The 23,578-nt window shown below is 69.2% G+C and carries 23 protein-coding genes and 1 tRNA gene; 7 read left to right on the top strand and 17 right to left on the bottom strand.

The features are described from left to right. The first annotated feature begins 24 nt into the window (after nt 1–24). Together BWO91_RS07925 and BWO91_RS07920 are read left to right on the top strand one after the other, a co-directional pair. Nucleotides 25–1,431 (top strand): polysaccharide biosynthesis tyrosine autokinase, encoded by a 1,407-nt coding sequence (locus BWO91_RS07925; protein ID WP_079002212.1) that lies wholly within the window; start codon nt 25–27, stop codon nt 1,429–1,431. Next, nucleotides 1,428–2,039 carry a hypothetical protein gene (locus BWO91_RS07920; protein WP_079002211.1) on the top strand — a complete coding sequence of 204 codons (612 nt, stop codon included), beginning with the start codon at nt 1,428–1,430 and terminating at the stop codon, nt 2,037–2,039. Before BWO91_RS07925 ends, BWO91_RS07920 begins: the two co-directional genes overlap by 4 nt. A gap of 105 nt (nt 2,040–2,144) precedes the next feature. Here the strand turns inward: BWO91_RS07920 and BWO91_RS07915 are convergent. The 4 genes from BWO91_RS07915 to BWO91_RS07900 form a co-directional block, all read right to left on the bottom strand. Then, a tRNA-Gln gene (locus BWO91_RS07915) sits at nt 2,145–2,219 on the bottom strand. Between the two features lie 91 nt (nt 2,220–2,310). Next, nucleotides 2,311–3,231 (bottom strand): NAD(P)/FAD-dependent oxidoreductase, encoded by a 921-nt coding sequence (locus BWO91_RS07910; RefSeq protein WP_079002210.1) that lies wholly within the window; start codon nt 3,229–3,231, stop codon nt 2,311–2,313. After that, entirely contained in the window at nt 3,228–4,748 is a 1,521-nt protein-coding gene (gene gltX / locus BWO91_RS07905) for a glutamate--tRNA ligase (RefSeq protein ID WP_079002209.1), read from the bottom strand. Before gltX ends, BWO91_RS07910 begins: the two co-directional genes overlap by 4 nt. Further along, a complete protein-coding gene (locus BWO91_RS07900) occupies nt 4,741–5,703 on the bottom strand; it encodes a LysR family transcriptional regulator (protein WP_240555729.1) in 963 nt (320 codons plus the stop codon). Before BWO91_RS07900 ends, gltX begins: the two co-directional genes overlap by 8 nt. Before the next feature lie 81 nt (nt 5,704–5,784). On the opposite strand from BWO91_RS07900, the gene BWO91_RS07895 reads away from it, so the two are divergent. Further along, complete coding sequence (locus BWO91_RS07895; protein ID WP_079002207.1) at nt 5,785–6,858, top strand: aminotransferase class V-fold PLP-dependent enzyme; 1,074 nt, start codon at nt 5,785–5,787, stop codon at nt 6,856–6,858. Between the two features lie 6 nt (nt 6,859–6,864). On the opposite strand, the gene BWO91_RS07890 is transcribed toward BWO91_RS07895, so the two are convergent. From BWO91_RS07890 to BWO91_RS07875, 4 genes are all read right to left on the bottom strand, one after another. Beyond that, nucleotides 6,865–7,629, bottom strand: a complete 765-nt coding sequence (locus BWO91_RS07890) for a fumarylacetoacetate hydrolase family protein (protein ID WP_064296260.1) — start codon at nt 7,627–7,629, stop codon at nt 6,865–6,867. Between the two features lie 78 nt (nt 7,630–7,707). Then, nucleotides 7,708–8,823: a branched-chain amino acid aminotransferase gene (locus BWO91_RS07885; protein ID WP_079002206.1), complete on the bottom strand. Its 1,116-nt coding sequence runs from the start codon at nt 8,821–8,823 to the stop codon at nt 7,708–7,710. A 40-nt stretch (nt 8,824–8,863) separates the two neighbouring features. Then, nucleotides 8,864–9,919, bottom strand: a complete 1,056-nt coding sequence (locus tag BWO91_RS07880; RefSeq protein ID WP_079002205.1) for a 3-isopropylmalate dehydrogenase — start codon at nt 9,917–9,919, stop codon at nt 8,864–8,866. Nucleotides 9,920–10,019: 100 nt separating this feature from the next. Continuing rightward, nucleotides 10,020–11,543 carry an MFS transporter gene (locus BWO91_RS07875; protein WP_240555727.1) on the bottom strand — a complete coding sequence of 508 codons (1,524 nt, stop codon included), beginning with the start codon at nt 11,541–11,543 and terminating at the stop codon, nt 10,020–10,022. 114 nt (nt 11,544–11,657) lie between these two features. Between BWO91_RS07875 and BWO91_RS20425 the strand changes: the two genes are divergently transcribed. After that, a complete protein-coding gene (locus tag BWO91_RS20425) occupies nt 11,658–12,215 on the top strand; it encodes a TetR/AcrR family transcriptional regulator (protein ID WP_079002204.1) in 558 nt (185 codons plus the stop codon). Between the two features lie 121 nt (nt 12,216–12,336). On the opposite strand, the gene serA is transcribed toward BWO91_RS20425, so the two are convergent. From serA to BWO91_RS07855, 3 genes are all read right to left on the bottom strand, one after another. Beyond that, the gene (gene serA / locus BWO91_RS07865) at nt 12,337–13,929 is read right to left on the bottom strand and encodes a phosphoglycerate dehydrogenase (RefSeq protein ID WP_071260923.1); all 1,593 of its coding nucleotides are present in this window, start codon (nt 13,927–13,929) and stop codon (nt 12,337–12,339) included. Between the two features lie 115 nt (nt 13,930–14,044). Further along, a complete protein-coding gene (locus BWO91_RS07860; protein WP_153303415.1) occupies nt 14,045–14,416 on the bottom strand; it encodes a bacitracin resistance protein in 372 nt (123 codons plus the stop codon). A gap of 5 nt (nt 14,417–14,421) precedes the next feature. Beyond that, nucleotides 14,422–14,970 (bottom strand): hypothetical protein, encoded by a 549-nt coding sequence (locus BWO91_RS07855; RefSeq protein WP_167620400.1) that lies wholly within the window; start codon nt 14,968–14,970, stop codon nt 14,422–14,424. Nucleotides 14,971–15,041: 71 nt separating this feature from the next. Between BWO91_RS07855 and BWO91_RS07850 the strand changes: the two genes are divergently transcribed. After that, entirely contained in the window at nt 15,042–15,428 is a 387-nt protein-coding gene (locus BWO91_RS07850) for a DoxX family protein (protein ID WP_240555725.1), read from the top strand. 45 nt (nt 15,429–15,473) lie between these two features. On the opposite strand, the gene BWO91_RS07845 is transcribed toward BWO91_RS07850, so the two are convergent. From BWO91_RS07845 to BWO91_RS07820, 6 genes are all read right to left on the bottom strand, one after another. Next, nucleotides 15,474–16,229, bottom strand: coding sequence for a copper homeostasis protein CutC (locus BWO91_RS07845; protein ID WP_079002200.1), 756 nt, complete (start codon nt 16,227–16,229; stop codon nt 15,474–15,476). A 53-nt stretch (nt 16,230–16,282) separates the two neighbouring features. Then, the gene (locus tag BWO91_RS07840) at nt 16,283–17,194 is read right to left on the bottom strand and encodes a carbohydrate ABC transporter permease (protein ID WP_079002199.1); all 912 of its coding nucleotides are present in this window, start codon (nt 17,192–17,194) and stop codon (nt 16,283–16,285) included. Beyond that, the gene (locus BWO91_RS07835; protein WP_079002198.1) at nt 17,191–18,195 is read right to left on the bottom strand and encodes a carbohydrate ABC transporter permease; all 1,005 of its coding nucleotides are present in this window, start codon (nt 18,193–18,195) and stop codon (nt 17,191–17,193) included. Before BWO91_RS07835 ends, BWO91_RS07840 begins: the two co-directional genes overlap by 4 nt. After that, on the bottom strand, nt 18,192–19,598 hold the full coding sequence (gene ngcE, locus BWO91_RS07830) for an N-acetylglucosamine/diacetylchitobiose ABC transporter substrate-binding protein (RefSeq protein ID WP_064296252.1): 1,407 nt from the start codon (nt 19,596–19,598) through the stop codon (nt 18,192–18,194). The genes BWO91_RS07835 and ngcE overlap by 4 nt, the downstream gene beginning before the upstream one ends. Before the next feature lie 95 nt (nt 19,599–19,693). Then, nucleotides 19,694–20,473, bottom strand: coding sequence for a sugar isomerase domain-containing protein (locus tag BWO91_RS07825; RefSeq protein WP_079002197.1), 780 nt, complete (start codon nt 20,471–20,473; stop codon nt 19,694–19,696). 10 nt (nt 20,474–20,483) lie between these two features. After that, nucleotides 20,484–21,431 (bottom strand): MurR/RpiR family transcriptional regulator, encoded by a 948-nt coding sequence (locus BWO91_RS07820; RefSeq protein ID WP_079002196.1) that lies wholly within the window; start codon nt 21,429–21,431, stop codon nt 20,484–20,486. 93 nt (nt 21,432–21,524) lie between these two features. On the opposite strand from BWO91_RS07820, the gene BWO91_RS07815 reads away from it, so the two are divergent. Continuing rightward, nucleotides 21,525–22,550, top strand: coding sequence for an N-acetylglucosamine kinase (locus tag BWO91_RS07815; RefSeq protein WP_167620452.1), 1,026 nt, complete (start codon nt 21,525–21,527; stop codon nt 22,548–22,550). Then, nucleotides 22,547–23,563: a Gfo/Idh/MocA family protein gene (locus BWO91_RS07810; RefSeq protein ID WP_079002194.1), complete on the top strand. Its 1,017-nt coding sequence runs from the start codon at nt 22,547–22,549 to the stop codon at nt 23,561–23,563. Before BWO91_RS07815 ends, BWO91_RS07810 begins: the two co-directional genes overlap by 4 nt. The last annotated feature ends 15 nt before the right edge of the window (nt 23,564–23,578 follow it).

The following is a 23,578-nucleotide window of genomic DNA, read 5'->3' as shown; positions in this document are numbered from 1 at the left end:
ATGCCAGACGACTAACATATCAGGATGGACCTGAAGGACTACCTGCGCATCCTCCGCCATCGCTGGCTGCTCATCGTCGCGATCACCGCGGGAGCAGCGGCGCTCGCCCACGGGTACACCCTCATCACCCAGCCCGTGTACCAGTCGACGGGCCAGCTGTTCGTCGCCGTCACCGGCGGCGACACCGTGGGCGACCTCAATCAGGGCAACGCCTTCGCCCAGAGCCGCGTCGCCTCGTATGTGATCCTCGCCACCGGTTCGACCGTGCGGTCCACGGTGGCGGAGCGCCTCGACCTCGACCCCACGTCGCTCGTCGGGACGATCTCAGCCTCCAATCCCGCACAGTCGGTCCTGATCGACATCTCCGCCGTCGACAGCGATCCGGTCGCGGCAGCCCGCATCGCGAACACCGCAGCCCAGGTGCTCGTCGACCTCGTCGACGACGTCGAGAGCGCCAACGAAGTGGGCGCTGCCGATGCACCGGGCGATCCGACCCCGGTCGGGCTGACGATCGTCGAACAAGCGTCTCCACCCCGATCCCCCGTCGCACCCAACGCGCTGCAGAACCTCACGGTGGGTGTCCTCATCGGCCTCGCCCTGGGCGTCGGGATCACACTGCTCATCGACGTCCTCGACACCCGTCTCCGCGGTCGCGCGGCGATCGAGAAGCTCACGGACACGAGCATCCTCGGCGCCTTCCACACGGAACCCGCCGACACGGCCCAACTCATCCTCGGATCGACGGAGAGCTACAGCCGTCGCGCCGAGAGCTTCCGGCAGCTTCGGACACATCTCCAGTTCGCCTCCATCGACGGCGGTCTCCGCAGTGTGATGGTCACGTCCTCGGTCCCGGGCGAGGGGAAGAGCACCACCTCGGCGAACCTCGCGCTCGTCCTCGCGGAGGCGGGGAACTCCGTCCTCCTCGTCGATGCGGATCTGCGCCGACCCCGTCAGCACGAGATGTTCGGTCTCGAGGACGCGGTCGGGCTCACGACCGTGCTCACCGGCAGGATCAGCCTCGGCGATGCGGCGCAAGCGGTCGACGGGGCGGGACGTCTCGCCGTCCTCACCTCCGGCGAGCTGCCGCCGAATCCGAGCGAACTCCTCGGATCAGCGGCGATGGAGCGCGCGCTCTCGGAGATGGAACGCGCGTACGACGTGGTGATCATCGACACTCCCCCACTCATCAACGTCTCGGACCCGACAGCGCTGTCGACCCTTGCGAGCGGCGTCCTGCTCGTGGCGTCGGCCGACGGGCGACTGCACCGCGACCAGCTCCGGCAGTCGCTCGAGAACCTCAGCTTCGTCCAGGCGAAGCTCCTCGGAGTCGTCCTCAACCGTGTCGAGGTGGCTCGAGGAGAGCAGTCGTCGTCCTACGCGTACTACCACCGGACCGCCCCGACGCGTCGACCGCGGCGGACCACAGCATGAACACCCCGCTCGATCCGCCTCCGACCCGAATCCTGATCGTCTGCACCGGCAACATCTGTCGGTCCCCGTATGCCGAGTTCCTCCTCACGAGCGGGCTGGCGGAGGTCGACGCGTGCGGCTTCGAGGTGCGGAGCGCCGGGACGGGGGCGCTGCGCGGACACCCGATCGACGCCTCGAGTGCGGCGTTGCTCGGTCCGCTCGCCGCGACGGCCGCCGACTTCACCGCGACGCAGCTCACCGCCGACCTCGTGGCTCGACAGGACGTCGTCCTCACCATGACGCGGGAGCATCGCAGCGCCGTCCTCAGGTTGTGCCCGGAGGCGCTGCGTCGAACCTTCTCCCTGCGTGAGTTCGCCCGGCTCCTCGACACCGTCGACTCGGGACGACTCCCCCGCCCTCGAGCAGGGCGCTGGAAGCATCTTGGCCCCGAACTGGCGGCCAACCGGACGAGCGCGCGACTCCCTGATCCGGCGCAGGACGACGTCGTCGACCCGTTCGGTCAGGGCCCGGAGGTCTTCCGTCGGATGGCCTCGCAGATCATCCCGGCCGTCGAGCGCATCATCGCGTTCGAGCGCACTGCCGTCCAGGAGGATTCCGGACCTCGGTGAGGACGTCGGCATGCCTCCGCGTCCACCGGCCAACGGATGGGCTGATCACACCGCAAACGACGAAGGCCCGCGATGATCGCGGGCCTTCTTCGTGATGTTGCTGTCTGGCTGGGGTACCTGGACTCGAACCAAGAACAACTGAACCAGAATCAGTCGTGTTGCCAATTACACCATACCCCACTGTCAGAACCGCAGCCCCGACCGAAGAACAACACTAGCCTACGGAAGCGGCCGTCTCAAATCGACGCGTCCCGGGCGCGTCGCGGGTCCCTCAGCTGGGGACGCCAGCGAGGTCACGGTTGAGCGCTCTGGACACCCGAGCGCCGTTCCCGGCCGCGACGATGAGCTGCTGCGGACCGGGAGGCGTGATGTCGCCGGCGGCGTACACACCCGGCACGGACGTGCGACCCCAGGCGTCGACCACGACGTACCCGTCGGTGTCGCGATCGAGGGCGAGCCGTTCCAGATATCCGAGGGGCACGGCCCACTGCGGCCGGACGAAGCCGCCGGAGCGTGGGATGAGCATACCGTCGGCGAGGCGGACACCGGTGAAGCCGTCGCGACCGCCCTCGAGCTCCGCGATCACACCGCGCTCGACCCGGATGCCCGCGGAGGCGAGCGCGGCCTCCTCCGGGCCGGTCACGGTGTCGGTCCCGTTCGTGAAGACGATGAGGTCCGACGACCACTGTGCGACGAGGATCGCCCATTCCGCCAGGTCCGCCGTCTCGCCGATGAGCGCGAGCGGCGCGTCGGCCTTCTCGTACCCGTCGCACTCGACGCAGCTGTGCAGATCCGTTCCGTAGAAGGCCCGCAGATTCGTGACCTTCGGCAACGTCTCCGTCAGACCGCTCGCGACGACGACCGTCCGGGTCACGACGTCGCGATCCGGCTCGCCGCGGACCCCCTGGGCGACGACGTGGAAGCCGTCAGCAGTCGGCTCGATCGACTGCACGGACGCGAACTGGACCTCCGCGTTCGCGTACGCCGCGACCTCCTCGCGCCCGATCCGCCGGAGATCCAGCGGAGCGATGCCGTCACGGGTGAGGAAGCCGTGCGAGCGCAGCGTCGCAGCGTGCCGTGGGCGATTGCCGTCGAGCACAAGGATGCGACGACGCGCGCGAGCCAGGTTCAGCGCGGCCGAGAGCCCCGCGGGTCCCGCGCCGACCACGACGACGTCGTACGAGTCGTTCATGACGCGAGGTGCGCGGAGAGCCGATCGAGTCGCGTGATCGATTCCGTCTTCCCGAGGATCTCGAGCGACTCGAAGAGCGGCGGGGAGATCCGACGCCCGGACGCGGCGACGCGGAGCGGGCCGTAGGCGATACGGGGCTTCAATCCGAGGCCCTCGATGAGTGCGCCGGCGAGCGCGTCCTGGATCGATCCGGCCGTCCACTCCGACTCGGGGACGAGCTCGAGCGCGCCGATGGACGCGACGAGCACCTCGCCGGCGTTCGCCGGAAGACTCTTGAGCGCGTCCTCCTGGTACTCGAGCTCCGAGGCGCCGCGGAACAGGAAGCCGAGGAGCGTGGGGACCTCACCGAGCAGCGCGATGCGCTCCTGGACGAGCGGGGCGGCCTGCTCGAGCACGGCCTGCTGCGCCTCGGTGACCGGCTCGCTCACCACGCCGGCCTCGACGAGGTACGGCGTGATGCGGCCGAGGAAGTCGGCCGGCTCCAGCAGTCGGATGTGGTCGCCGTTGATCGACTCCGCCTTCTTGAGATCGAAGCGCGCCGGGTTCGGGTTGACGTCGACGACGTCGAACGCGGCGATCATCTCGTCGATCGAGAAGACGTCGCGGTCGCCGCTCAGCGACCACCCCAGCAGCGCGAGGTAGTTGATGAGCCCCTCCGGCACGAAGCCGCGGTCGCGGTGGTGGAAGAGGTTCGCCTCCGGGTCGCGCTTGGAGAGCTTCTTGTTGCCCTCGCCCATGACGTACGGCAGGTGACCGAACCGTGGGACGAAGGTCGTGAGACCGATGTCGATGAGCGCGTGGTACAGCGCGATCTGCCGCGGCGTCGACGGCAGCAGATCCTCGCCGCGGAGGACGTGGGTGATCTGCATGATGGCGTCGTCGACGGGGTTCACGAGCGTGTAGAGCGGCTTGCCGTTCGGGCGCACGAGGACGAAGTCCGTGAACGACCCGGCGGGGAAGGTGATCTCGCCGCGCACGAGGTCGTCGAAGCTGAGGTCGTCGTCCGGGACCCGGAGACGGAGCGCCGGTTCGCGGCCCTCGGCTCGGAACGCGGCGCGCTGCTCGTCGGTGAGGTCGCGGTCGAAGTTGTCGTACCCGAACTGCTTCGGCCGGCCGGCCGCCTCGTTGCGGGCGTCGATCTCGTCGGCGTTCGAGAAGCTCTCGTAGAGGTGCCCGGCAGCCGTCAGCCGCGCGATCACGTCGGCGTAGATGTCGCTCCGCTCGGACTGCCGGTACGGCGCGTGTGGTCCGCCGACGCCGACGCCCTCGTCCCAGTCGAGCCGCAGCCACGTGAGCGCGTCGACGAGCTGCTCGTAGCTCTCCTCGCTGTCGCGAGCGGCATCGGTGTCCTCGATCCGGAAGACGAGCTTGCCCCCCGTGTGCCGGGCGTACGCCCAGTTGAACAGCGCCGTGCGGACGAGACCGACGTGCGGCGTGCCGGTCGGCGACGGGCAGAACCGGACGCGGACGTCGGTGCCGGAAGCCGTGGAGAAGGGGTGCGTAATCGTGTCAGACATCGCCTGTCATCTTAGTCGCGCCGCCCAGGGACGCGGCGATCCGCAGGAGTGCAGCGACGGCGGGGATGCGGTCCGCGTGCTCGGCGCTGACGAGGTGGAGCGCCCGGTCGTCGTCGTTGCGCGTCGGCAGCACGACCACCTCGGTCGGCAGCTGCGCGGCCGCGAGCGCGAGCGTTGGTAGCAGGGCGACGCCGAGCCCGGCCGCCACCAGGGCGGTGACCGCGATCGCATTGTCGGTCTCGTGCGCGATGACGGGCTCGAAGCCGCTCGACCGGCAGAGGCCGAGGAGATGACCTCGACAGCGCGGACAACCCGCGATCCAGCGCTCACCGGCGAGCGCAGCGAGGTCGACCTGTCGGTCACCGGCTCGAGCGTGGCCGACCGGGAGCACGAGACGCATCGGGTCGGTTCCGAACCGGCGCACGCGGAGCCCGGCCGCGCTCTCCCGATGCGGGTCGTCCGGGTCGTCCGGGTAGCTGAAGGTGATCGCGACGTCGGCTTCACCGGCACGGACCGCGGCGACGGCCTCCGGCGGTTCGGCCTCGACGAAGGAGACCCCGATCCCCGGATGCTCGTCGGCCAGGCGAGCGAGGAGCTGCGGCACGAGCATCGACGACGCCGAAGGGAAGGCGACGAGGCGCACCCGACCACTCCGCAACCCCGCGAGTGCCGCGACCTCCTCGGACGCAGCGCGCACCGCTCGGTCCACCGCCACCGCGTGTCCGGCGAGGATCGCACCGGCCTCGGTGAGGCGGACGCCCCGACCGACGCGCTCGACGACCGGCATGCCGAGCCGACGCTCGAGCCGACGAAGGTGTTGGCTCACCGCGGGTTGACTCGAGCCGAGCGCGTGCGCGGCGGCCGTGATCGACCCGGTCGAGGCGATGGCGCCGACGACGAGGAGGGAACCGGCGTCGAGGGCCGATGACGAGGGATGCGGTGAGAGGGTGGACACCCTCGAAGCATAATCCACGGTTATGGTTCTCATCGAGAGCCGGTCCTTGTCGCATGGATACCCGGCGAAGAGACTGAATGCATGAGCACCCTCAGCCTCCAGGAAGCCAGCGGATCCTTCCCATCCGCACCCGGCTACCTGGCCGCCTGCACGCTGGGACTGCCGACGACGGGCACGACGGACGCCATCATGGCCGACCTCTCCGCGTGGCAGGCTGCTCGAACCGATGCAGCCGCCTACGGCGCAGTCGTCGAGCGCGTGCGCGGTTCCTTCGCCGAGCTGGTCAACGTGCCCCTCCGCTCGGTCGCGATCGGATCCCAGACCTCCGCCATGGTCGCCATGGTCGCGGCGTCGGTGCCGGACGGCGCCGAGATCCTGTGCGTCGAGGGCGACTTCAGCTCGCTCGTCGCCCCGTTCCTCATGCAGGCGCACCGCGGCGTGCGTGTCCGCCACGCACCGCTCACCGATCTCGCCGCCCACATCGACGCCTCGACCTGGCTCGTCGCCTACTCCGCGGTGCAGTCCGCGACCGGCGCGGTCGCCGACGTGGTCGCGATCCGTGAGGCGGCGGCCGTCCACGGCACACTGACGCTCAACGACCTCACCCAGGCCGCGGGGTGGCTCCCCGTCGACGCCTCGGCCGACGACATCACCGTGTGCCACGCCTACAAGTGGCTCTGCGCGCCACGAGGTGTGGCGTTCATGACGGTGCGCGACGAGGTGTCGGACCGCCTCCGACCGAGCCAGGCCGGTTGGTATTCGGGCGACGACGTCTGGTCGTCCTGTTACGGACCGTCGTTGCATCTCGCCGAGAGCGCTCGACGGTTCGACGTCTCCCCCGCGTGGCAGGCCTGGGTCGGCGCCGAGCCCGCCATCGCCCTCTTCGCGGCGGTCGACGCCGTCGCCGTGTACGAGCACGACACCCGGCTCGCAGCATCGCTCCGGACGGGCATCGGCGAGAGCCGGTCGCTCCTGACGGGAACTGCCTCGGCGATCGTGACGTGGACGGACCCCGATGGACACGACCTCCGGGCGCTGCAGTCGGCCGGGATCACGGCATCGGGTCGCGCGGGCCGTGCGAGGGTCGCGTTCCACCTCTGGAACACCGACGACGACGTCGCAGCTGCGCTGACCGCTCTCGGCCAGCGCAGCTGACGCGGGTCAGGGCCGGCGGCCGGTGTTCCGGAGGATGCCGATGCCCGAGACCTCGACCTCGACGACCTGGCCGTCGGTGAAGGGTCCGACACCGGCCGGGGTCCCGGTCAGGATGACGTCGCCCGGGAGGAGCGTCCAGACGGCGGACGCGTACTCGACGATCGCACCGATGGAGTGCACCATGTCGGAGAGCGGGGCGTGCTGGCGGACCTCACCGTCGACTCGGGTCTCGATCGTCGCGCCGTCGAAGGAGAACTCCGTCTCGATGTAGGGGCCGAGCGGGCAGAACGTGTCGAAGCCCTTCGCCCGGGCCCACTGACCGTCGGACTCCTGGAGGTCGCGGGCCGTGACGTCGTTCGCGATCGTGTAGCCGAAAATGACCTCGTCGGCACGCTCCGCGCTGACGTTCTTGGCGACGCCGCCGATCACGATGGCGAGCTCACCCTCGAAGTCGATGCGCTCGGACTGCTTGGGGAAGACGACGGCGTCTCCCGGCCCGACCACGGAGGTGTTGGGCTTCAGGAAGAGCAGCGGCTCGGTGGGAGCCTCCCCGCCCATCTCGGCTGCGTGGTCGTGGTAGTTCTTGCCGACGGCGACGACCTTGGAGCGAGGGATGACCGGCGCGAGCAGGACCGCATCCGCGAGCGGGACACGCTCCCCCGTCGGTTCGAAGCCCGAGTAGAGCGGATCGCCGTCGAGGACGACGAGATCCGCATCGTCGATGATGCCGTAGCGGATGGCCTGATCGTGACTGAAGCGAGCGATTTTCACCACTCCAGCCTATCCCGAGGTGCCCCGGCGACACGGAAGCCCCGCACGAGGTGCGGGGCTTCCCAGGCTGCTCGGAGGCTACTCCGCGTCGAGCCGCGTCATCCACCCGTGGCGGTCGGGCAGGCGGCCGTACTGGATGTCGGTCAGTTCCTGACGCAGCGACATCGTGAGTTCGCCCGCCGGAGCGTCGGCGTCGCCCACGGTGAAGTCCTTGGCCTTCAGCTGCGCGATCGGTGTGACGACCGCAGCCGTCCCGCAGGCGAACACCTCGACGATGTCGCCGCTCTCGACGCCTTCGCGCCACTCGTCGATCGTGACCCGACGGCGCTCCACCCGGTGTCCACGGTCCTCCGCGAGCTGCAGGATGCTGTCGCGGGTGATGCCCTCGAGGATCGAGTCCGACTCCGGCGTGACGAGCGTGCCGTCGCGCTTGACGAGGACGACGTTCATCCCGCCGAGCTCTTCGATGTAGGTCGCCTCCTGTGCGTCCAGGAAGAGCACCTGGGCGCACCCGTGCTCGTACGCCTCGGCCTGCGGGAGCAGGGAGGACGCGTAGTTGCCGCCGGTCTTCGCCGCCCCGGTGCCGCCCTTGCCCGCACGGCTGTAGTCGGTGGACAGCCAGATCGACACGGGGGTGACGCCGCCCGTGAAGTACGCGCCGGCCGGGCTGGCGATGACGTAGTAGTTGACCTTCTTCGCCGGGCGGACGCCGAGGAAGGCCTCCTTGGCGAACATGAACGGTCGCAGGTACAGGCTGGTCTCCGGCGCGGACGGCACCCAGGCGCCGTCGACGGCGATGAGCTGCTTGATCGACTCGACGAAGTACTCGACCGGGAGCTCAGGCAGCGCGAGCCGCTTGGCCGAGCGCTGCAGGCGGCGGCCGTTGGCGTCGGGGCGGAACGACCAGATGGAGCCGTCGGCGTGACGGTACGCCTTCAGTCCTTCGAAGATCTCCTGGGCGTAGTGGAGGACGGCGGCGGCCGGGTCGAGCGAGATCGGACCGTACGCCTGGACCCGCGGGCGGTGCCATCCACCGCGCTCGGACCAGCAGATGTCGACCATGTGGTCGGTGAAGTGCTGCCCGAAGCCCGGATCGGCGAGGATCACGTCGCGCTCGGCGTCGGGGACGGGCTGCTCGTTGGGGGTCACGGTGAAGGCGAGCTCGCGCTGCGCCATGGGGAGGTTGATCGTCATGATGGTGTCTTCCGTCGTGATCTGCGTGTCTGGTGGGCGTCTACCGGTTCGCCGCGAGGGCTGCGATCGCATCGCCGACCTCGGTCGTCGTGCGTGCTGCGCCGGTGCGGGCGGCGATGTCGGCGGTGACGGCAGTGGCGACTCGCGCCGCCTCCGTCTCGAGCCCGAGATGCGACAGCATCAAGGAGACGGAGAGGATGGCGGCGGTCGGGTCGGCCAGCTGCTTCCCGGCGATGTCGGGCGCCGATCCGTGGACGGGCTCGAACATGCTCGGGTACGTGCCGTCCGGGTTGATGTTTCCCGAGGCCGCGAGTCCGATGCCGCCGCTGATCGCGCCGGCCAGATCGGTGAGGATGTCGCCGAAGAGGTTGTCCGTGACGATGACGTCAAATCTAGCAGGATCCGTGACGAGGAAGATGGTGGCCGCGTCGACGTGCAGGTAGTCGACCGCGACGTCGGGGAACTCCGCGGACACCGCGTCGACGACGCGCTTCCAGAGCGACCCGGCGAAGACGAGGACGTTGGTCTTGTGGACGAGGGTGAGCTTCCCCCGACGCGCGGCCGCGGCGGCGAACGCATAGCGCACGACCCGCTCCACCCCGTACGCGGTGTTGACCGACACCTCGTTCGCGATCTCGTGCGGCGTGCCCTGGCGGATCGCTCCGCCGTTGCCGACGTACGGCCCCTCCGTGCCCTCGCGGACGACGACGAAGTCCACGTCGCCGGGCTCGCTCAGCGGGCTCGGGACGCCCGGGTACACGACGGTCGGGCGCAGGTTGACGTAGTGGTCGAGGCTGAACCGGAGCTTGAGGAGCAGCCCTCGCTCGATGTTCGCGTTCACGAGCCGGGGGTCGCCGGGCACGCCGCCGACCGCTCCGAGGAGGATGGCGTCGTGCGAGGCGATCGCGGCGAGGTCCGCGTCGGTCAGCACGTCGCCCGTCTCGAGGAACCGGCCGGCGCCGAGCGAGAAGGGCGTCTGCTCGAACCGGACGTCGCCACCCTGCACCGCCGCATCGAGGACCTTGAGCGCCTCGCCGACGACCTCGGGACCGATCCCGTCGCCGGGGATGACTGCGAGCTTGACGGTGCGGGACATGCGACTCCTGAGGATGCGACGACGGTGTGCGCCCAGCTTAACGCCTCCGACCTCGGGCGGATCGTGCCACCCGTCTCCGGGTGGCACGATCGACAGAGCGCTACCGGACCCGGCGCAGACCGATCGCCGCGACGAGCATGGCGGCCACGATGAGGCCGACGCCGATCCACGCTGCGACACCGACACCGCTGTCGAAGGCGTGCCGCGCGGAGTCCATGAGTGCACCCGCGAGGTCGCCGGGCAGCTGCGCGGCGACGTTCGCCGCACCACCCAGGGTCTCCCCCGCCGCCTGCTGCTGCGCAGCGGTCAGTCCGTCCGGCAGGACGACCGACGATCGGTAGGAGGCGGTGAGCACGGTGCCGAGCGTCGCCGTGCCGAGCACCGCGCCGAGCTCGTACGCGGTCTCGGAGACACCGGACGCCGCGCCGGCCTTCTCCGGCGGCGCACTCGCGATCACGAGTTCGTTCGACACCGTCTCGGCGGACCCGATGCCGAGCCCGAGGGCGACGAACGCGAGACCGATCCCGAGGGCCGACACGTCTCCCCCGGTGATCGCGATGGAGGCGTATCCGACGGCGGAGACGACGAGTGCGATCGGGACCACGATGCCCGGACGGACCCGCTTGGAGATCGGCACGATCACGAGGCCGGCGATGATCATCACGATGAGCCCGGGGAGCAGGACGAGCCCGGCGTCGAGCGGCTGCAGGCCCAGCACCAGCTGCAGGTGCTGCGACACGAAGAACAGCCCACCGACGAGCGCCGTCACGCTCAGCAGGTTGATGACCACGGCGCCGCTGAACGAGGCCCGCCGGAACAGGCTCAGGTCGAGCAGCGGGTGCTCGAGGCGGAGCTGACGACGGATGAAGAGGACGCCGCTGACCACGCCGACGACCATCGAGACGACCGTGAGCACGTCGAAGCCGGCTTCCGCCAGGTGCTTGATGCTGAACACGAGTGGCGTCATGGTCAGGAGGATGAGCAGGATGCTCGGGACGTCGATGCGTCCGGGGTTCGGGTCCTTCGACTCCGGGATGAGGAAGGGCGCGAGGACGACGAGCGGCAGGAGGACCGGTACGGCGAGGAGGAACACCGCACCCCAGGCGAAGTGCTCGAGGATGATCCCACCGACGATCGGCCCGAGCGCGCTGCCGGCGGCGAACCCGCTGGCCCAGACGGCGATGGCGAACCGTCGCTGGTCGCGGTCGAGGAAGATGTTCCGCAGCAGCGAGAGCGTCGACGGCATGAGCATCGCTCCGAAGAACCCGAGCGCCGCCCGAGCCGCGATGAGGAGCTCGGCGCTGGGCGCGAACGCCGCGGCGACGGAGACGACACCGAATCCGACGGAGCCGATGAGCAGGAGGCGACGACGACCGATACGGTCGCCGAGGCTGCCCATCGACACGAGCAGGCCGGCGAGGACCAGCGGGTAGACGTCGACGATCCAGAGCAGCTGCGTGCCGGTCGGGGTGAGCGCGCTCGAGATCGCGGGCAACGCGAAATTGAGGACGGTGTTGTCGACCGACACCAGCAGGACGGGGAGCATGAGGACGGCGAGCGCGAACCAGGCTCGCCGGCCGGCACGGGGAGCGGCGACGGCGGTGGGTTCGGTGGCGGTGGACACGGGGACCTCTTTCACAGCGTGGAGAACGGCGCCGGTCGGGCGCCGCCTGCTCGACTATACCGTCCAGCCGGTATAGTATCAATCCGAATCCGACGAGCCGAATACGATGGAGCCATGGCGAAGCAGACCGCAGCCCGAGAACGCGTCCTCGACGCCTTCGCCGAACTCCTCATCGAGCAGGGTGAACGCGCCGCCACCCTCGACGCCGTCGCCGCGGCGGCCGGCGTCTCCAAGGGCGGTCTGCTCTACCACTTCGGCAGCAAGGAGGCCCTCGTCGACGGCCTCATCGAGCGGCTCTCAGACATGAGCGAGGCCGACACGGCGCGGATGCTCACGGCCCCGGAGGGTGTCGTCGAGTACTTCGTGCGGACCTCCGTCGACTGCGGCACCCCGTTCGACCGGACGATCATCGCCGTCGCGCGGCTGGCGCAGGGACAGCACGCTCAGGCGAGCGAGGCGATGGCGGACATCCGCCGGAGCTGGTTGCGCACGGTGGAGGACGCCGTCGGCGATCCCGACACCGCCCGCGCGATCGTGTTGATGTCCGACGGCCTCTACGCCAACACGGCGCAGCTCGGCATGGGGGTCAGCGATCCCGATGAGGGCAGCGACGAGTCGATCGAGCGGCTCCTGGCCGTCATCGCGCGACTGCTTCCCGCCGGCGGTCGCTGAGCCGCGACCCCCGCCGGGCGTACCGAAGCGGCGAAGGCGTCTCGGCGTCGGCGTCTCGACCTAGCGACGACGATGCCCCGCACCGGTCGGCACGGGGCATCGGGTCGCAGCGGCGGTCGGGCTACTGCTCGGTGATGTCGATCTCGCGGAGCAGCGTCGCGTCGATCGTCTCGCGGATGACCTCGAGGACGTCGTCTGCGACCGGTGAGTCGACCGTCAGCACGCTCAGCGCAGGGCCGCCGGCCTCGTGACGGGCGATCTGCATGCCCGCGATGTTGATGCCCGCCTCGCCGAAACGCTGACCGTAGACGGCCACGATGCCGGGCCGGTCGGTGTAGACCATCACGATGTGGTGCTTCGCGAACGGCACCTCGACGTCGTAGCCGTTGATCTCGACGATCTTCTCGGTCTGCTTCGTGCCCGTCAGCGTGCCCGACACCGAGATCTGCGATCCGTCGCTGAGAGCTCCGCGCAGCGTGATGACGTTGCGGTACTCCTCGCTCACCTCGTCGGTGAGCAGGCGCGTGACGACACCGCGCTGCTCGGCGAGCAGCGGAGCGTTCACGTACGAGACCGTCTCGCTGACGATGTTCGTGAAGATCCCCTTGAGCGCGGCCAGCTTCAGCACGCTGACGTCGTACCCGCTCAGTTCGCCGTGGACCTCGACGTCGACGCTCGTGAGCGATGAGGTCGACAGCGCGGCGAAGACCTGCCCGAGCTTCTCGACGAGCGGGATGCCGGGACGGACGTAGGGGTCGATCACACCGCCGGCGACGTTGACCGCGTCCGGGACGAGTTCGCCGCCGAGCGCGAGGCGCACGGACTTGGCGACCGAGACGCCGGCCTTCTCCTGCGCCTCATCGGTGGAGGCACCGAGGTGCGGCGTCACGATGACGTTCTCGAGCCCGAGCAGCTTCGTGTCGGTGGGCGGCTCGCTGACGAAGACGTCGAGGCCGGCACCGGCGATGACGTTGTTGGACAGCGCCTCGTACAGCGCGTCCTCGTCGATCAGGCCGCCTCGGGCGACGTTGACGACGTAGGCCGTCGGCTTCATCAGCGCGAACTGTGGGCCGGCGATCATGCCCGTCGTCTCCGGCGTCTTCGGCATGTGGATCGTGATGAAGTCGGACTGTGCCAGCAGCTCGTCGAGCGTGACCAGCTGCACCCCGAGCTGCTGCGCGCGAGCGGACGTGATGTAGGGGTCGTACGCGATGACGTTCGTGCCGAACGCCTGCAGACGGGCCGTGATGAGGGCACCGATACGGCCGAGGCCGATGATGCCGATGGTCTTCTCGTACAGCTCGGTACCCGTGTACTTGGACCGCTTCCACTGCCCCTGGGCGAGCGCTGCGTGCGCGGCCGGGATGTGGCGGGCGAGGCTCAGGATGTGCCCGACGGTGAGCTCGGCCGCGGAGATGATGTTCGAGGTCGGCGCGTTGACGACCATGACCCCGGCCGTCGTGGCCGCCTTGATGTCGACGTTGTCGAGACCGACACCCGCGCGCGCGACGACCTTCAACCGGGTGGCCGCCTGGATGGCCTCTTCGTCGACCTTGGTCGCGGATCGGACCAGGATGGCGTCGGCGTCGGCGATCGCCGCGAGCAGAGCCGGGCGGTCCGTCCCGTCGACGGAGCGCACGTCGAAGTCGGGCCCGAGGGCGTCGACGGTGGCTGGTGAGAGTTCTTCGGCGATCAGTACGACCGGTTTCGACACGGAACGGTTCCTTCGCAGTAGCAGTGGGGTGGGCAGCGCGTCGGTGTCCGGCGGCCATCGCAAGCCTATCGGAGGCGCACCGGGCGCTTCGTCGTGTGACGAGGCGGCGGCCGGGTCAGACGGAGAGGTCGATCAACTGCTGGGCGCCGAACATCGCGAGGACCGACAGCGAGATCGGCGCGACGACGCACAGTGCGACGAGGTAGCGCACGGCCTGCTCGCCGAGCGACCGGTCGCGACCGGTCCAGAAGGCGATCGCGAAGGCCACGATCGGCAGGAGCAGGCCGCCGATGAGGACGACCCAGCCGAGCGGCAGGACCGGCACGGCGAGGCCGTTCGCCGTTCCGACGATGCCGACGAGGTTGCCGACGGCCTCGAAGACGTCATAGGCGAAGAACAGGCCGAACAGGACGGCGATGGACCAGCTGAGCCAGCCGGGCCGCTCGGCGGCGGGTTTCGACACGGGGTCCGCGGTGGTGGAGGGCATCAGGGTCACACTCCTCGGAGGAACGGCCAGGGCAGGATGAGCACGACACCGAGCAGGAGCATCGCGATCCTGACGACCGGCCTGCCGCCGCGGGTCAACCAGAGGGTCGCCGCCATCCAGACGGGTCCCGCGGCGACCGCGAGTCCCTGTCCGAGATCGAACATGAATCGGCCGACCGCGTCGCTCGGGACGGCCGCGTCAGGACGGAACGCCGAGATCAGCCAACCGACGCTGTACAGCAGGAAGACCCCACCGAAGATGCCCAGCGTGACGAGCATGACCGAACTCATCTGCTCGCGGTCTCCGGCGGCAGCCTCATCCGCGACCCCATCGGTCGGCTTCGCGACGTCGACCTCGACATCGGCGGCCACCGGTTCCGCGGTCGGACGTGCGGGCTCCGAGGCCGACGGGACCGCCGCGGTCGCCCGACCACGCGTGATCGGCTCCTGTGATGCGGGCTCGAGCGTGGTCCGGTCGCCGGAAGCCGAGGTGTCGAGCGTCGGATCGTCGTCGCCCGCCCAGCTCAGCGCGTCTTCGTCCCGCGGCTCAGTCATACCGCCAGCCTATCGCCGCCGGGCCGACCGTCGAGCGCGGCGATCTGCACTCGACGGAGCAGAATTGCCTGGTGAACCCGTTCCCGCTCCTGCAGTCCGTCCTGACCATCGTCCTCGCGATCATGTTCATCGGCATGGGAGTCCTCCACTTCCTCCCGGGACCGGCGAAGACCATGGCCGCGATGATCCCGGGACCCTTCCGGAACAGCACCATCACACCGCGGATGCTCGTCGTCTTCACCGGTGTGTGCGAGATCGCGGGCGGCGTCGGCCTGCTCGTCCCACCCACCAGGCTCGCCGCAGTGGTCTGCCTGATCGTGTTCCTCGTCGCGGTGTTCCCGGCGAACGCCGCGGCCGCACGCCAGCCCGAGCGGTTCGGTCGCCTCGCCGTACCGTTCGTCCCACGACTGATCGGTCAGCTCGTGCTGATCCTCGCCCTCGTCATCGTGGCGCTCTGATCGCTCGATAGGACCGATCGACGATCCTCTCGGTGGCGACGGATCTCAGACGGCGACGGCAGCGCGCCTGGCCGCGGCCACCGCGCGAGCGACGGTCGTCGCGTCCGTGATGTCGTAGCTCGGCGACCCTCCGCCGGGGCCGGTCTCGGTGACCCGGCCGGCACGACGACGGGCGGACAGGTGCACCGCGTCGACACCCGCCCGGGCGAGGGCGGGGATCGCATCTATCGTGACGCCGCCACCGGCCATGATCTGCATCGAGCTGTCACCCTTCGAGGCCATCTGCGCGAGCTTCTCCGCGCCGTCGATACTCGCGCGCGCGCCGCCGGAGGTCAACAGACGGTCCACACCGGCGTCGCGCAGCTGGTCGGCGGACCGCACGGGGTCGGTCGTGGCGTCGACGGCCCGGTGGAACGTCACGGCGAGCGAGCCCGCAGCCTGACGCAGCTGAGCCAGCGCCTCCAGGTCGATCGTCCGGTCGGACCGGAGGGCGCCGACGACGATGCCCGCAGCACCCGCGGCCTCGAGCGCGAGGATGTCGCCGGACATGACGTCGATCTCCGCGGGCGAGTAGACGAAACCACCCTCTCGCGGACGCACGAGCACGTGCACGAAGTCGCTGAGCCCGGCTTCGTCCGCAGCACGGACCGCCGCCATGACCAGTCCGATGGAGGGGGTGAGCCCACCGGTGCCGAGGGCCTGGCACAACTCGACCCGCTGGGCTCCCTCGCGGATGGCGATGCGGACCCCCTCCACGTCCTGGACGGCGATCTCGACGGCGACTGGCGACTGGAGGCTCATTGGACCCATTGTTCCAGTGATCCGCTCGAGCCGAGGACGCGCACGCCGCTGCGCTACTTGTCCGTGCCCTGCGACACCGAACCCTGCAGCTGTCGCTGGAAGATCAGGTACACGATGAGCACGGGGACCACGGTGATCACGGACGCCGCGAAGAGCGCACCGAAGTCCACCGAGTACCCGGCCTGGGCGGCGAACGACGCCATCCCCTGCGTCAGGACGTAGTTCTGCGGGTTCGAGTTGAGCGCCACGGGCAGGAGGAACTGGTTCCACAGCCCCACGAAGTTGAGGATCGCAACGGTCGCGAGCCCCGGCCTCGCCATGGGCAGCATCACCTGGAAGAAGGTCCGCCACTCCCCTGCTCCGTCGATCGCGGCCGCCTCCGCGATGGAGACCGGCAGCGACTTGAAGAACGAGAACAGGAAGAACACCGTGAACGGGAAGGCGAACGCCGCGTACGTGAGGATGAGTCCCGGGAGCGAGTTGAGCAACCCGAGGCTCTGCAGCACGAAGAACAACGGCACGATCGCGAGGAACACGGGGAACGTGAGGCCGGCGAGCATCAGGTAGTAGATGGCCCGGCTCCCGAAGAAGCGGAACCGCGCCAGCACGTACGCACACATCGAGCCGAACAACATGGTCACGATGAGGGCGCCGAACACCACCACGATCGAGTTCAGGAAGAAGCTCCCGATACCGGCCGTCGTCCACGCGTTCACGTAGTTGTCGAAGTTCCATGTCGACGGCAGCGAGAACGGCGAGGCGAAGATCTCGGAGCTCGTCTTGAACGACGACATGACCGTCCAGAGCAGCGGGACGACGACCACGATCGACCAGATGATGAGCACCGTGTGCGATGCCGTCCCGACGACGCGGTCGCCCGTGGTCGGCTTGCGGCTAGCCGGTATGCGCGTGCCGGTTCCGACGACCGCCGGGTTCGCGGTCGTCGCCGTGGTCTGGACGGTCATTCCGCCACCCCTTCATCGTTGCCGCCGGTGAGTCGGCTGACCAGGAAGACGACGCCCGCGAACATCAGGGTGACGAGCGCGAGCACGACTCCCATCGCACAGGCGTAGCCGAACTGGCCCTTGGTGAACGCCGTCGTGAAGAGCTGCTGCGACATCACGAGCGTCGTGTTGGACGGGCCGCCGCCGGGATTCAACGCGGCCATGTACACAAATGCGTCGAGGGCGAGGATGCCCATGTAGATGTACGCCGTCTGGATGTTGTCCCGGATCAACGGGATCGTGATCGTGAGCGCGGTCCGCAGGCGACCCGCCCCGTCGATCCGTGCCGCCTCGTAGACCTCGGCCGGCACGCCCTTGATCGCGGCGATGAAGAGCACCGTGTAGAACCCGATGAGTCCCCAGACGATGACGAACATGGTCGCGATCATCGCCGTGTCCGGCGAACCGAGCCAGGCGAAGGACGTGAACTGGTCGAGCCCGATGCCGGTCAGGAAGCCGTTCAGCAGGCCGGACGACGGGTCGTAGATCTGCTTCCAGATGAGGCCGATGACGATGGCCGGCACGACGTACGGGAAGAAGGTGATCACGCGGTACACGCTCGAGTTGCGGAGGCCGCGGATCGGACCGTTGCTCGGTCCACCGATCGTGATGAGGGAGGCGAAGAGGAACGCAATCCCGAGGGTCACGAGCGGCAGGACGATCGCGAGCGCGACGCTGTTGCCCATGGACTGGAGGAAGGTCTGGTCCTGGAAGAGCTTCGTGTAGTTCGAGAACCCGACGAAGTCCATCCCCGGGGAGAACCCGGACCAGTTCGTCAACGAGTAGTACGCCGCTTGCGCGAACGGCGACACCACGAAGACGACGTACCCCACCACCGGCACGATCAGGAAGACCAGGAAGAACGTGACCCGGTCGAACGTGAAGTCCCGGCGGCGCAGCCGCCGGGCGGCGGGAGGGGTAGCCCCTCCCACCTTCCCGAGCGGTGTGCCGACAGCCGTCATTTGACGGTGACCTTGTCCACGGAGTCGTCGTTGCGGACCTTGTCGGAGATGTCCTGCATGCCCTTGGTGAGCGTGGCGACGTCGGAACCGCCCTGCAGGAACGTGTTCCACAGAACGAGGAGGTCCGTGTTGAGCCCGTAGAGGTCGATGAAGTTCCACGAGAACACATCGGAGCCGGCGTCGTTCAGCATCTTCACCTGGGACACGAGCGCCGTCGAGCCGAAGCCGTCCTCGGGGATCGTGTCCTTGACGATCGTCGACGAGAAGGTCGTCTTGGCGAAGTTCACCGCGGCGTCGTTCGACAGCATGGCCCGCAGGAACTCCTTGCCGCCGCCGACGTTCTTGCCCTGCGACGGGACGATGAAGCCTTCACCCGCGGTGCTGTGGAGCGCCGTGTACGGCAGGGCCGAGTTCGCGGTGACGGTCGGCTCCGGGGCCCCCGTCATCTTGAACCCGTCCTTCGTCTGGGTCTTCATCTCGTTCTCGATCCAGCCACCCGAGGGGTAGAGGATGAAGTCCTCCGAGTTGCTCCACTGGGCCTGGGCCGCGGTGAACTGCGTCCCCGCACCGCCGGGCTTGATGTAACCGGCGTCGACGATCTGCTTCATCGCGGTGAGCACGTCCTGCACGGCCGGCTTCGACCAGCAATCGGCTTCGAGGTTCTCGAGCGCGAGACGGACCTCGTCGCCACCCTCCTTGATCGCCGAGGCAATCGCCATCGTGAGGTAGTAGGTGGCCGCCTCGGTGCCCCAACCGAACAGGTATTTGCCCTGCGCTTTGGCCTTCGCACCGAGGTCGAGCGCCTCGGCCCAGGTCTTCGGGGGCGTCCAGCCGTTGGCCTCGAAGAGTGCCGCCGAGTACCAGATCGCGTAGACCGTCAGCACGTAGTTCAACTGCACGAACTTGCCGTCGAAGGTGCCCGGCTCGACGACACCCGGGTACAGGGTGTCCTTGATGACCTTGCCCTCGTAGTTCTTCGCCTCGATGACGTCCGTCAGGTCGGCGAGCTGCTCGCGGATGGTGTTGATGCCGATGAGGCCGGCACCGCTGTTGTCGATGACGTCCGGCGGGTTGCCGGCGACGAACCGCGGCTGGAGGGTCTGCGCGATGTTCGTGGCGGCCGTGACCTTGACGGTCGAGCCCGCCTGCTGCTTCTCGACGAGCTTCCCGGCGAACTCGGTGTACTCGATGCCGTACCCGCCCTTGAAGATGACGGCGTCGACGGTCGAGTTGGCGGCCATCCCGAACGGGTTGTCGGCCGAGACCGGTCCGCCGGTGGTCGTCGCCCCGCCTCCGCCGCCGACACAGGACGCGAGCGTCCCGCCCAGCGGGAGGAGGATCGCGGTCGCGAGTGCTCCTCGCAGGAAATCGCGGCGTTGGAGCGTTGCTGGCTGCTTGTCCATCGGTCTACCTTCCAGTGATTCGAGTGTTGCCCGGGTGTGGTGCTGTCGGGGTGGTGTTGTCGGGTGTGTGGTGCGGGTACAGCGACGCCTCGGGTTCAGGCGTCACGTCTGATCCGGCCTCGGTAGCGGTCCTCGAGCACACTGTTGTGCTCGTCGCCGCCCGGGATGTTGGCCGAGATGTAGAGCGGTGGGGTCTCGCCGGTGTCCGCGATCCTCGCCGCGACGCCGATGGTGAGGAGCTGCGCGAGGTAGGCCGCCGTGATCGAGGACACCGCGCCGACCGGGACGCCGTCCTGGACCTCGATGGTCGCGTCACCGAACGGAGCACGGTTGTCGAGCACCACGTCGGCCACCTCGGAGAGCCGCAGCCCGCTCGGGTGCTTCGGCTCGACGCGCGAGGTGTGCTCGAGCGAGGTCACGGCGATGACGGGGTGGCCGTGTTCCTTGGCGATCAGGGCGAGTCCCACGATCGACCCGTTGACGCCGGAGTTCGACGCGATGATTAACACGTCACCCTCCCCCACCGGAGAGATCGCGAAGAGCTCCGCTGCGACATCGCCGCTGCGCTCCAGCGCGGCACCACCGAGGTCGTCGACGGACCGTGCGCCGCGGAGGACGACGTCCCGCAGCGCGATCTTGTTCGTCGGGATCAGTCCCCCGGCGCGTCCGGCGATCTCCATCGCGAACGCCTCCGAGTGGCCGGTGCCGAACGCCTGGATGACCGCTCCGCGCTCGAGGGCCGCGACCAGCAGGTCGATCGCGGGGTCGAGTTCGCCGGACCGCGCCGCCCGGGTGATGTCCGCGAGGCGCGAGGTCACCTCGTCGGTGTAGCGATCGACGTGATCGGTCCAGTTCGTGGTGGATGTGGTGCTCATTCGGTTCCTCTCAGACGCCCACGGGCGAAGCAGTCTCGGACAGGGCGCCGGCCTTGGTCGGTCGGCGGTGCGGGGCGACCGCGAGGGCGGAGGCCGCGAGGCGCTTGGTCGTGCGCTCGAAGTTCTGCTGCGCGACGAACAGGTACAACAGATCCAGGACGAACAGCTGACCGTGCTTGGCGGAGAGGTCGTCGGGCTGCAGGAACCGTTCGTGGGCCGAGGTGATGATGGCCAGGGTCGACGCGGCGACGAGCGGGGAGTCCGGGTTGTTGCTGATCGCCACGGTGAGCGCGCCCGCGCGACCCGCCTGGCGGAGCATCTGGATGGTCTCCTCGGTGCGCCCGGTGTTGCTGATCCCCAGGGCGACCGAGTCGGGGCCCTGGATCGCAGCGCTCGTGAGGCCCGCGTGGACCTCCGACCAGGCGTGCGTGCTGATGCCGATCCGGTACAGCCTGGCCTGCATCTCGTCGGCGAGCATCGCGCTGCCGCCCACACCGTAGATGTCGACGTTCCGGCTGCGCGCGATGGCTGCGGCGATCTCGAGCATGACCTCGAGGTCGATCACGTCGGCGGTCTCCCGCAGCGTCCGCGTGTGCGCGTTGAGCAGCGTGCTCAGGACGTCCGGCGCCGAGTCGTCGGGACCGAACGCCCGGCCGATGTCGGTCTGCCAGGAGTCGCGAGCGGTGCTGCGACCGAAGTCCTTGGCGAGGTCGACCCGGAACGGCGCGTAGCCGGTGTATCCGATGATCCGGCAGAAGCGGGTGATGGTCGCCGCTGAGACGCCCGAATCGGCGGCGAGTTCACCGATCGTGAGGGTCAGGGGGGCGTCGGGGTTCTCCAACAGATAGTCCGCGATACGCAGCATGACCCCGGACATCTCCGGCATCCGCGACCGAATCCGGTTGGTCACGCCGGTGGCGTGCTCGACCGGTGGGTCGGTGCGGATGGAAACAGTCATGGAAATTCCTTTTCTCCTTCGTTGGAGTGACGCGAAACTGATTCTTACAGTACGTTGTGGCCCACGGCAACATGTTTCGAGATGATGACGACCATGAAAACAACTCTGGCGGTCGACGCCGGCGGCACCTCGTCCCGGGCGGTGCTCGTCGACGCCTCCGGACGTCGCCTCGGTTCCGGTCGGGCGGGCGGCGGGAATCCGACCTCGTCCGGCGTGGACAGCGCCGCCACGCAGATCGCGCTCGCAGCTCGTGCCGCGCTCGACCTGGCCAGGACGACGACGTCCATGTCGCCTCTCCCGTCCGGGTCGCTCGTGGTGATCACGCAGGCGGGGCAGGTGTCCGACGCCTACCGCCGCGCCCTGGACGCGCACCTCGTACCGCTCGGACTCGGACCGGTCGTCATCGAGCCGGATCTGCTCGGCATGTACGGCTCCGGCTCGGCGTCGCCGGACGGCGTCGTACTCGTCGCGGGGACCGGGAGCGTCGCGGGACGGATCAGGGACCGTCTGGTCGTCCGAGAGGTGGGCGGCGCCGGCTGGCTCCTCGGTGATGGCGGCTCCGGATTCTGGATCGCCCGACGCGTGATCCGCGCGGTCGCCGCCGATCTCGACGGCATCGGACCCCGCACGGGCCTCACCCGGCTGCTCTCCCAGGCGATCGGGTCCACTCCGGACCCGTCCTCATCCGGTGGCGCCGACCACCGCCGGTCCCCGGTACTCGACACACTCATCCGCTCGGTGAACGACGGTCCCCCCATCGCCATCGCCCGCCTGGCGCCGCTCGCCTTCCAAGCCGCGGACGACGAGGTCGCGCGGTCCATCCTCGACGCTGCCGTGGACCGTTTGGCCGTCCTCGTCGAACGGGTGCTGGCTCCGGGTCCCGACCACCGAGAGCGCACGCTCGTCGTCGGCGGCAGCGTGCTCGTCGACGGACTCCTCCCGTCCGTCCCCTCCGCCGCGGAGCGCCTGTCATCGGCTGCCGCCGGGGCCCGACTCGTCCCGGTCGCCGACGGCCTCGTCGGAGCCGCCGCCCTGGGCATCAGAATGCTGGGCGGGGACGTCGACGACGCGACCCTCAGCCGCCTGCGCGAGGACCTAGCCGCAGGGGCGACGCGGTGACGGCGGACCGGATCGCCGTCATCGGCACCGGTGCCATGGGACTGGCGCACGTCCGCGCGCTCGCCGGACTCGGTGCAGCGGACCGGATCGCCTACCTGTGCTCGGCCCGGTCGCCGAGAGCCATGCCGGAGGCACCGGCAGCACGACTCACCACCTCGGTCGACGAGGTGTTCCTCGATGCCTCCGTGGGCATCGTCGTCATCTGCACGCCGACCGACACCCATCGTGACCTCGCCGTCAGCGCGCTCCGTGCCGGCAAACACGTCCTGCTGGAGAAACCGATCGCCCTGACGCTCGCCGACGCCCACGCGATCCTGCGCACCGCCGACGCGTCCGACCGGATATTCATGGTCGCGCACGTCGTCCGGTTCTTCGGCGGGTACGAGGCGATCGACGACGCGGTGCGCGCCGGCGCCGTCGGCACACCCCTCGCCGTCACGGCCGAACGGCTGAGCTCCCCTACCGCCCCGTCACCGTGGTGGCAGGACGAGCGACGCTCCGGCGGCCCCCTCGTCGACTTCGCGATCCACGACTTCGACCAATTGAACCAGGTCCTCGGCCAGCCGCGATCCGTGTCAGCACGCCGCACCGGCACCGGTCGCCCGATCGAGACGACCGTCGACTACGCCGACGGCGGCATCGGGCGTGTCCTCACCTCCATGGAGCTCCCGCCGGCCTTCGGCTTCAGCTCGGCCATCGAGGTGCTCGGCAGCACCGGGCTCATCGCCCACCGATTCGTCGGCGCGTCCCCGACCCACACACCGCCGCTCGCGATCGACGCGCTCGGGTCGGCCGCCGCGCACGGCTTCGTCGGCCTCGACGAGACCGATCCCTACCGACGGCAGATGGCCTCCTTCCTCGACTGCGTCGATCGAGACGTCCAACCGTTCCGGGTGACCGGCCGGAGCGCCCTCGCGGCCCTGACCGTCGCGTTGGCGGCGAAGGCGTCATTGGACACCGGCATACCCGTGCAGTTCTCCGAATCCAACGACGTTCCAACCACCGACACATAGCAAGTCCGCTGGCCC

Source organism: Plantibacter flavus (assembly GCF_002024505.1).
GTDB lineage: Bacteria > Actinomycetota > Actinomycetes > Actinomycetales > Microbacteriaceae > Plantibacter > Plantibacter flavus_A.
This window is presented reverse-complemented; position numbering and strand designations above follow the sequence as displayed.

Excerpts from the sequence above, each read along its gene's own strand:
- BWO91_RS07855 (WP_167620400.1), bottom strand. The coding sequence starts at position 14,970 with ATGACTGAGCCGCGGGACGAAGACGCGCTGAGCTGGGCGGGCGACGAC.
- BWO91_RS07845 (WP_079002200.1), bottom strand. The coding sequence starts at position 16,229 with ATGAGCCTCCAGTCGCCAGTCGCCGTCGAGATCGCCGTCCAGGACGTG.
- BWO91_RS20425 (WP_079002204.1), top strand. The coding sequence starts at position 11,658 with ATGGCGAAGCAGACCGCAGCCCGAGAACGCGTCCTCGACGCCTTCGCC.
- gltX (WP_079002209.1), bottom strand. The coding sequence starts at position 4,748 with ATGTCTGACACGATTACGCACCCCTTCTCCACGGCTTCCGGCACCGAC.
- BWO91_RS07815 (WP_167620452.1), top strand. The coding sequence starts at position 21,525 with ATGAAAACAACTCTGGCGGTCGACGCCGGCGGCACCTCGTCCCGGGCG.
- BWO91_RS07820 (WP_079002196.1), bottom strand. The coding sequence starts at position 21,431 with ATGACTGTTTCCATCCGCACCGACCCACCGGTCGAGCACGCCACCGGC.
- BWO91_RS07910 (WP_079002210.1), bottom strand. The coding sequence starts at position 3,231 with ATGAACGACTCGTACGACGTCGTCGTGGTCGGCGCGGGACCCGCGGGG.
- BWO91_RS07920 (WP_079002211.1), top strand. The coding sequence starts at position 1,428 with ATGAACACCCCGCTCGATCCGCCTCCGACCCGAATCCTGATCGTCTGC.
- ngcE (WP_064296252.1), bottom strand. The coding sequence starts at position 19,598 with ATGGACAAGCAGCCAGCAACGCTCCAACGCCGCGATTTCCTGCGAGGA.
- BWO91_RS07835 (WP_079002198.1), bottom strand. The coding sequence starts at position 18,195 with ATGACGGCTGTCGGCACACCGCTCGGGAAGGTGGGAGGGGCTACCCCT.
- BWO91_RS07880 (WP_079002205.1), bottom strand. The coding sequence starts at position 9,919 with ATGTCCCGCACCGTCAAGCTCGCAGTCATCCCCGGCGACGGGATCGGT.
- BWO91_RS07840 (WP_079002199.1), bottom strand. The coding sequence starts at position 17,194 with ATGACCGTCCAGACCACGGCGACGACCGCGAACCCGGCGGTCGTCGGA.
- BWO91_RS07895 (WP_079002207.1), top strand. The coding sequence starts at position 5,785 with ATGAGCACCCTCAGCCTCCAGGAAGCCAGCGGATCCTTCCCATCCGCA.
- BWO91_RS07885 (WP_079002206.1), bottom strand. The coding sequence starts at position 8,823 with ATGACGATCAACCTCCCCATGGCGCAGCGCGAGCTCGCCTTCACCGTG.
- BWO91_RS07860 (WP_153303415.1), bottom strand. The coding sequence starts at position 14,416 with ATGCCCTCCACCACCGCGGACCCCGTGTCGAAACCCGCCGCCGAGCGG.
- BWO91_RS07825 (WP_079002197.1), bottom strand. The coding sequence starts at position 20,473 with ATGAGCACCACATCCACCACGAACTGGACCGATCACGTCGATCGCTAC.
- BWO91_RS07925 (WP_079002212.1), top strand. The coding sequence starts at position 25 with ATGGACCTGAAGGACTACCTGCGCATCCTCCGCCATCGCTGGCTGCTC.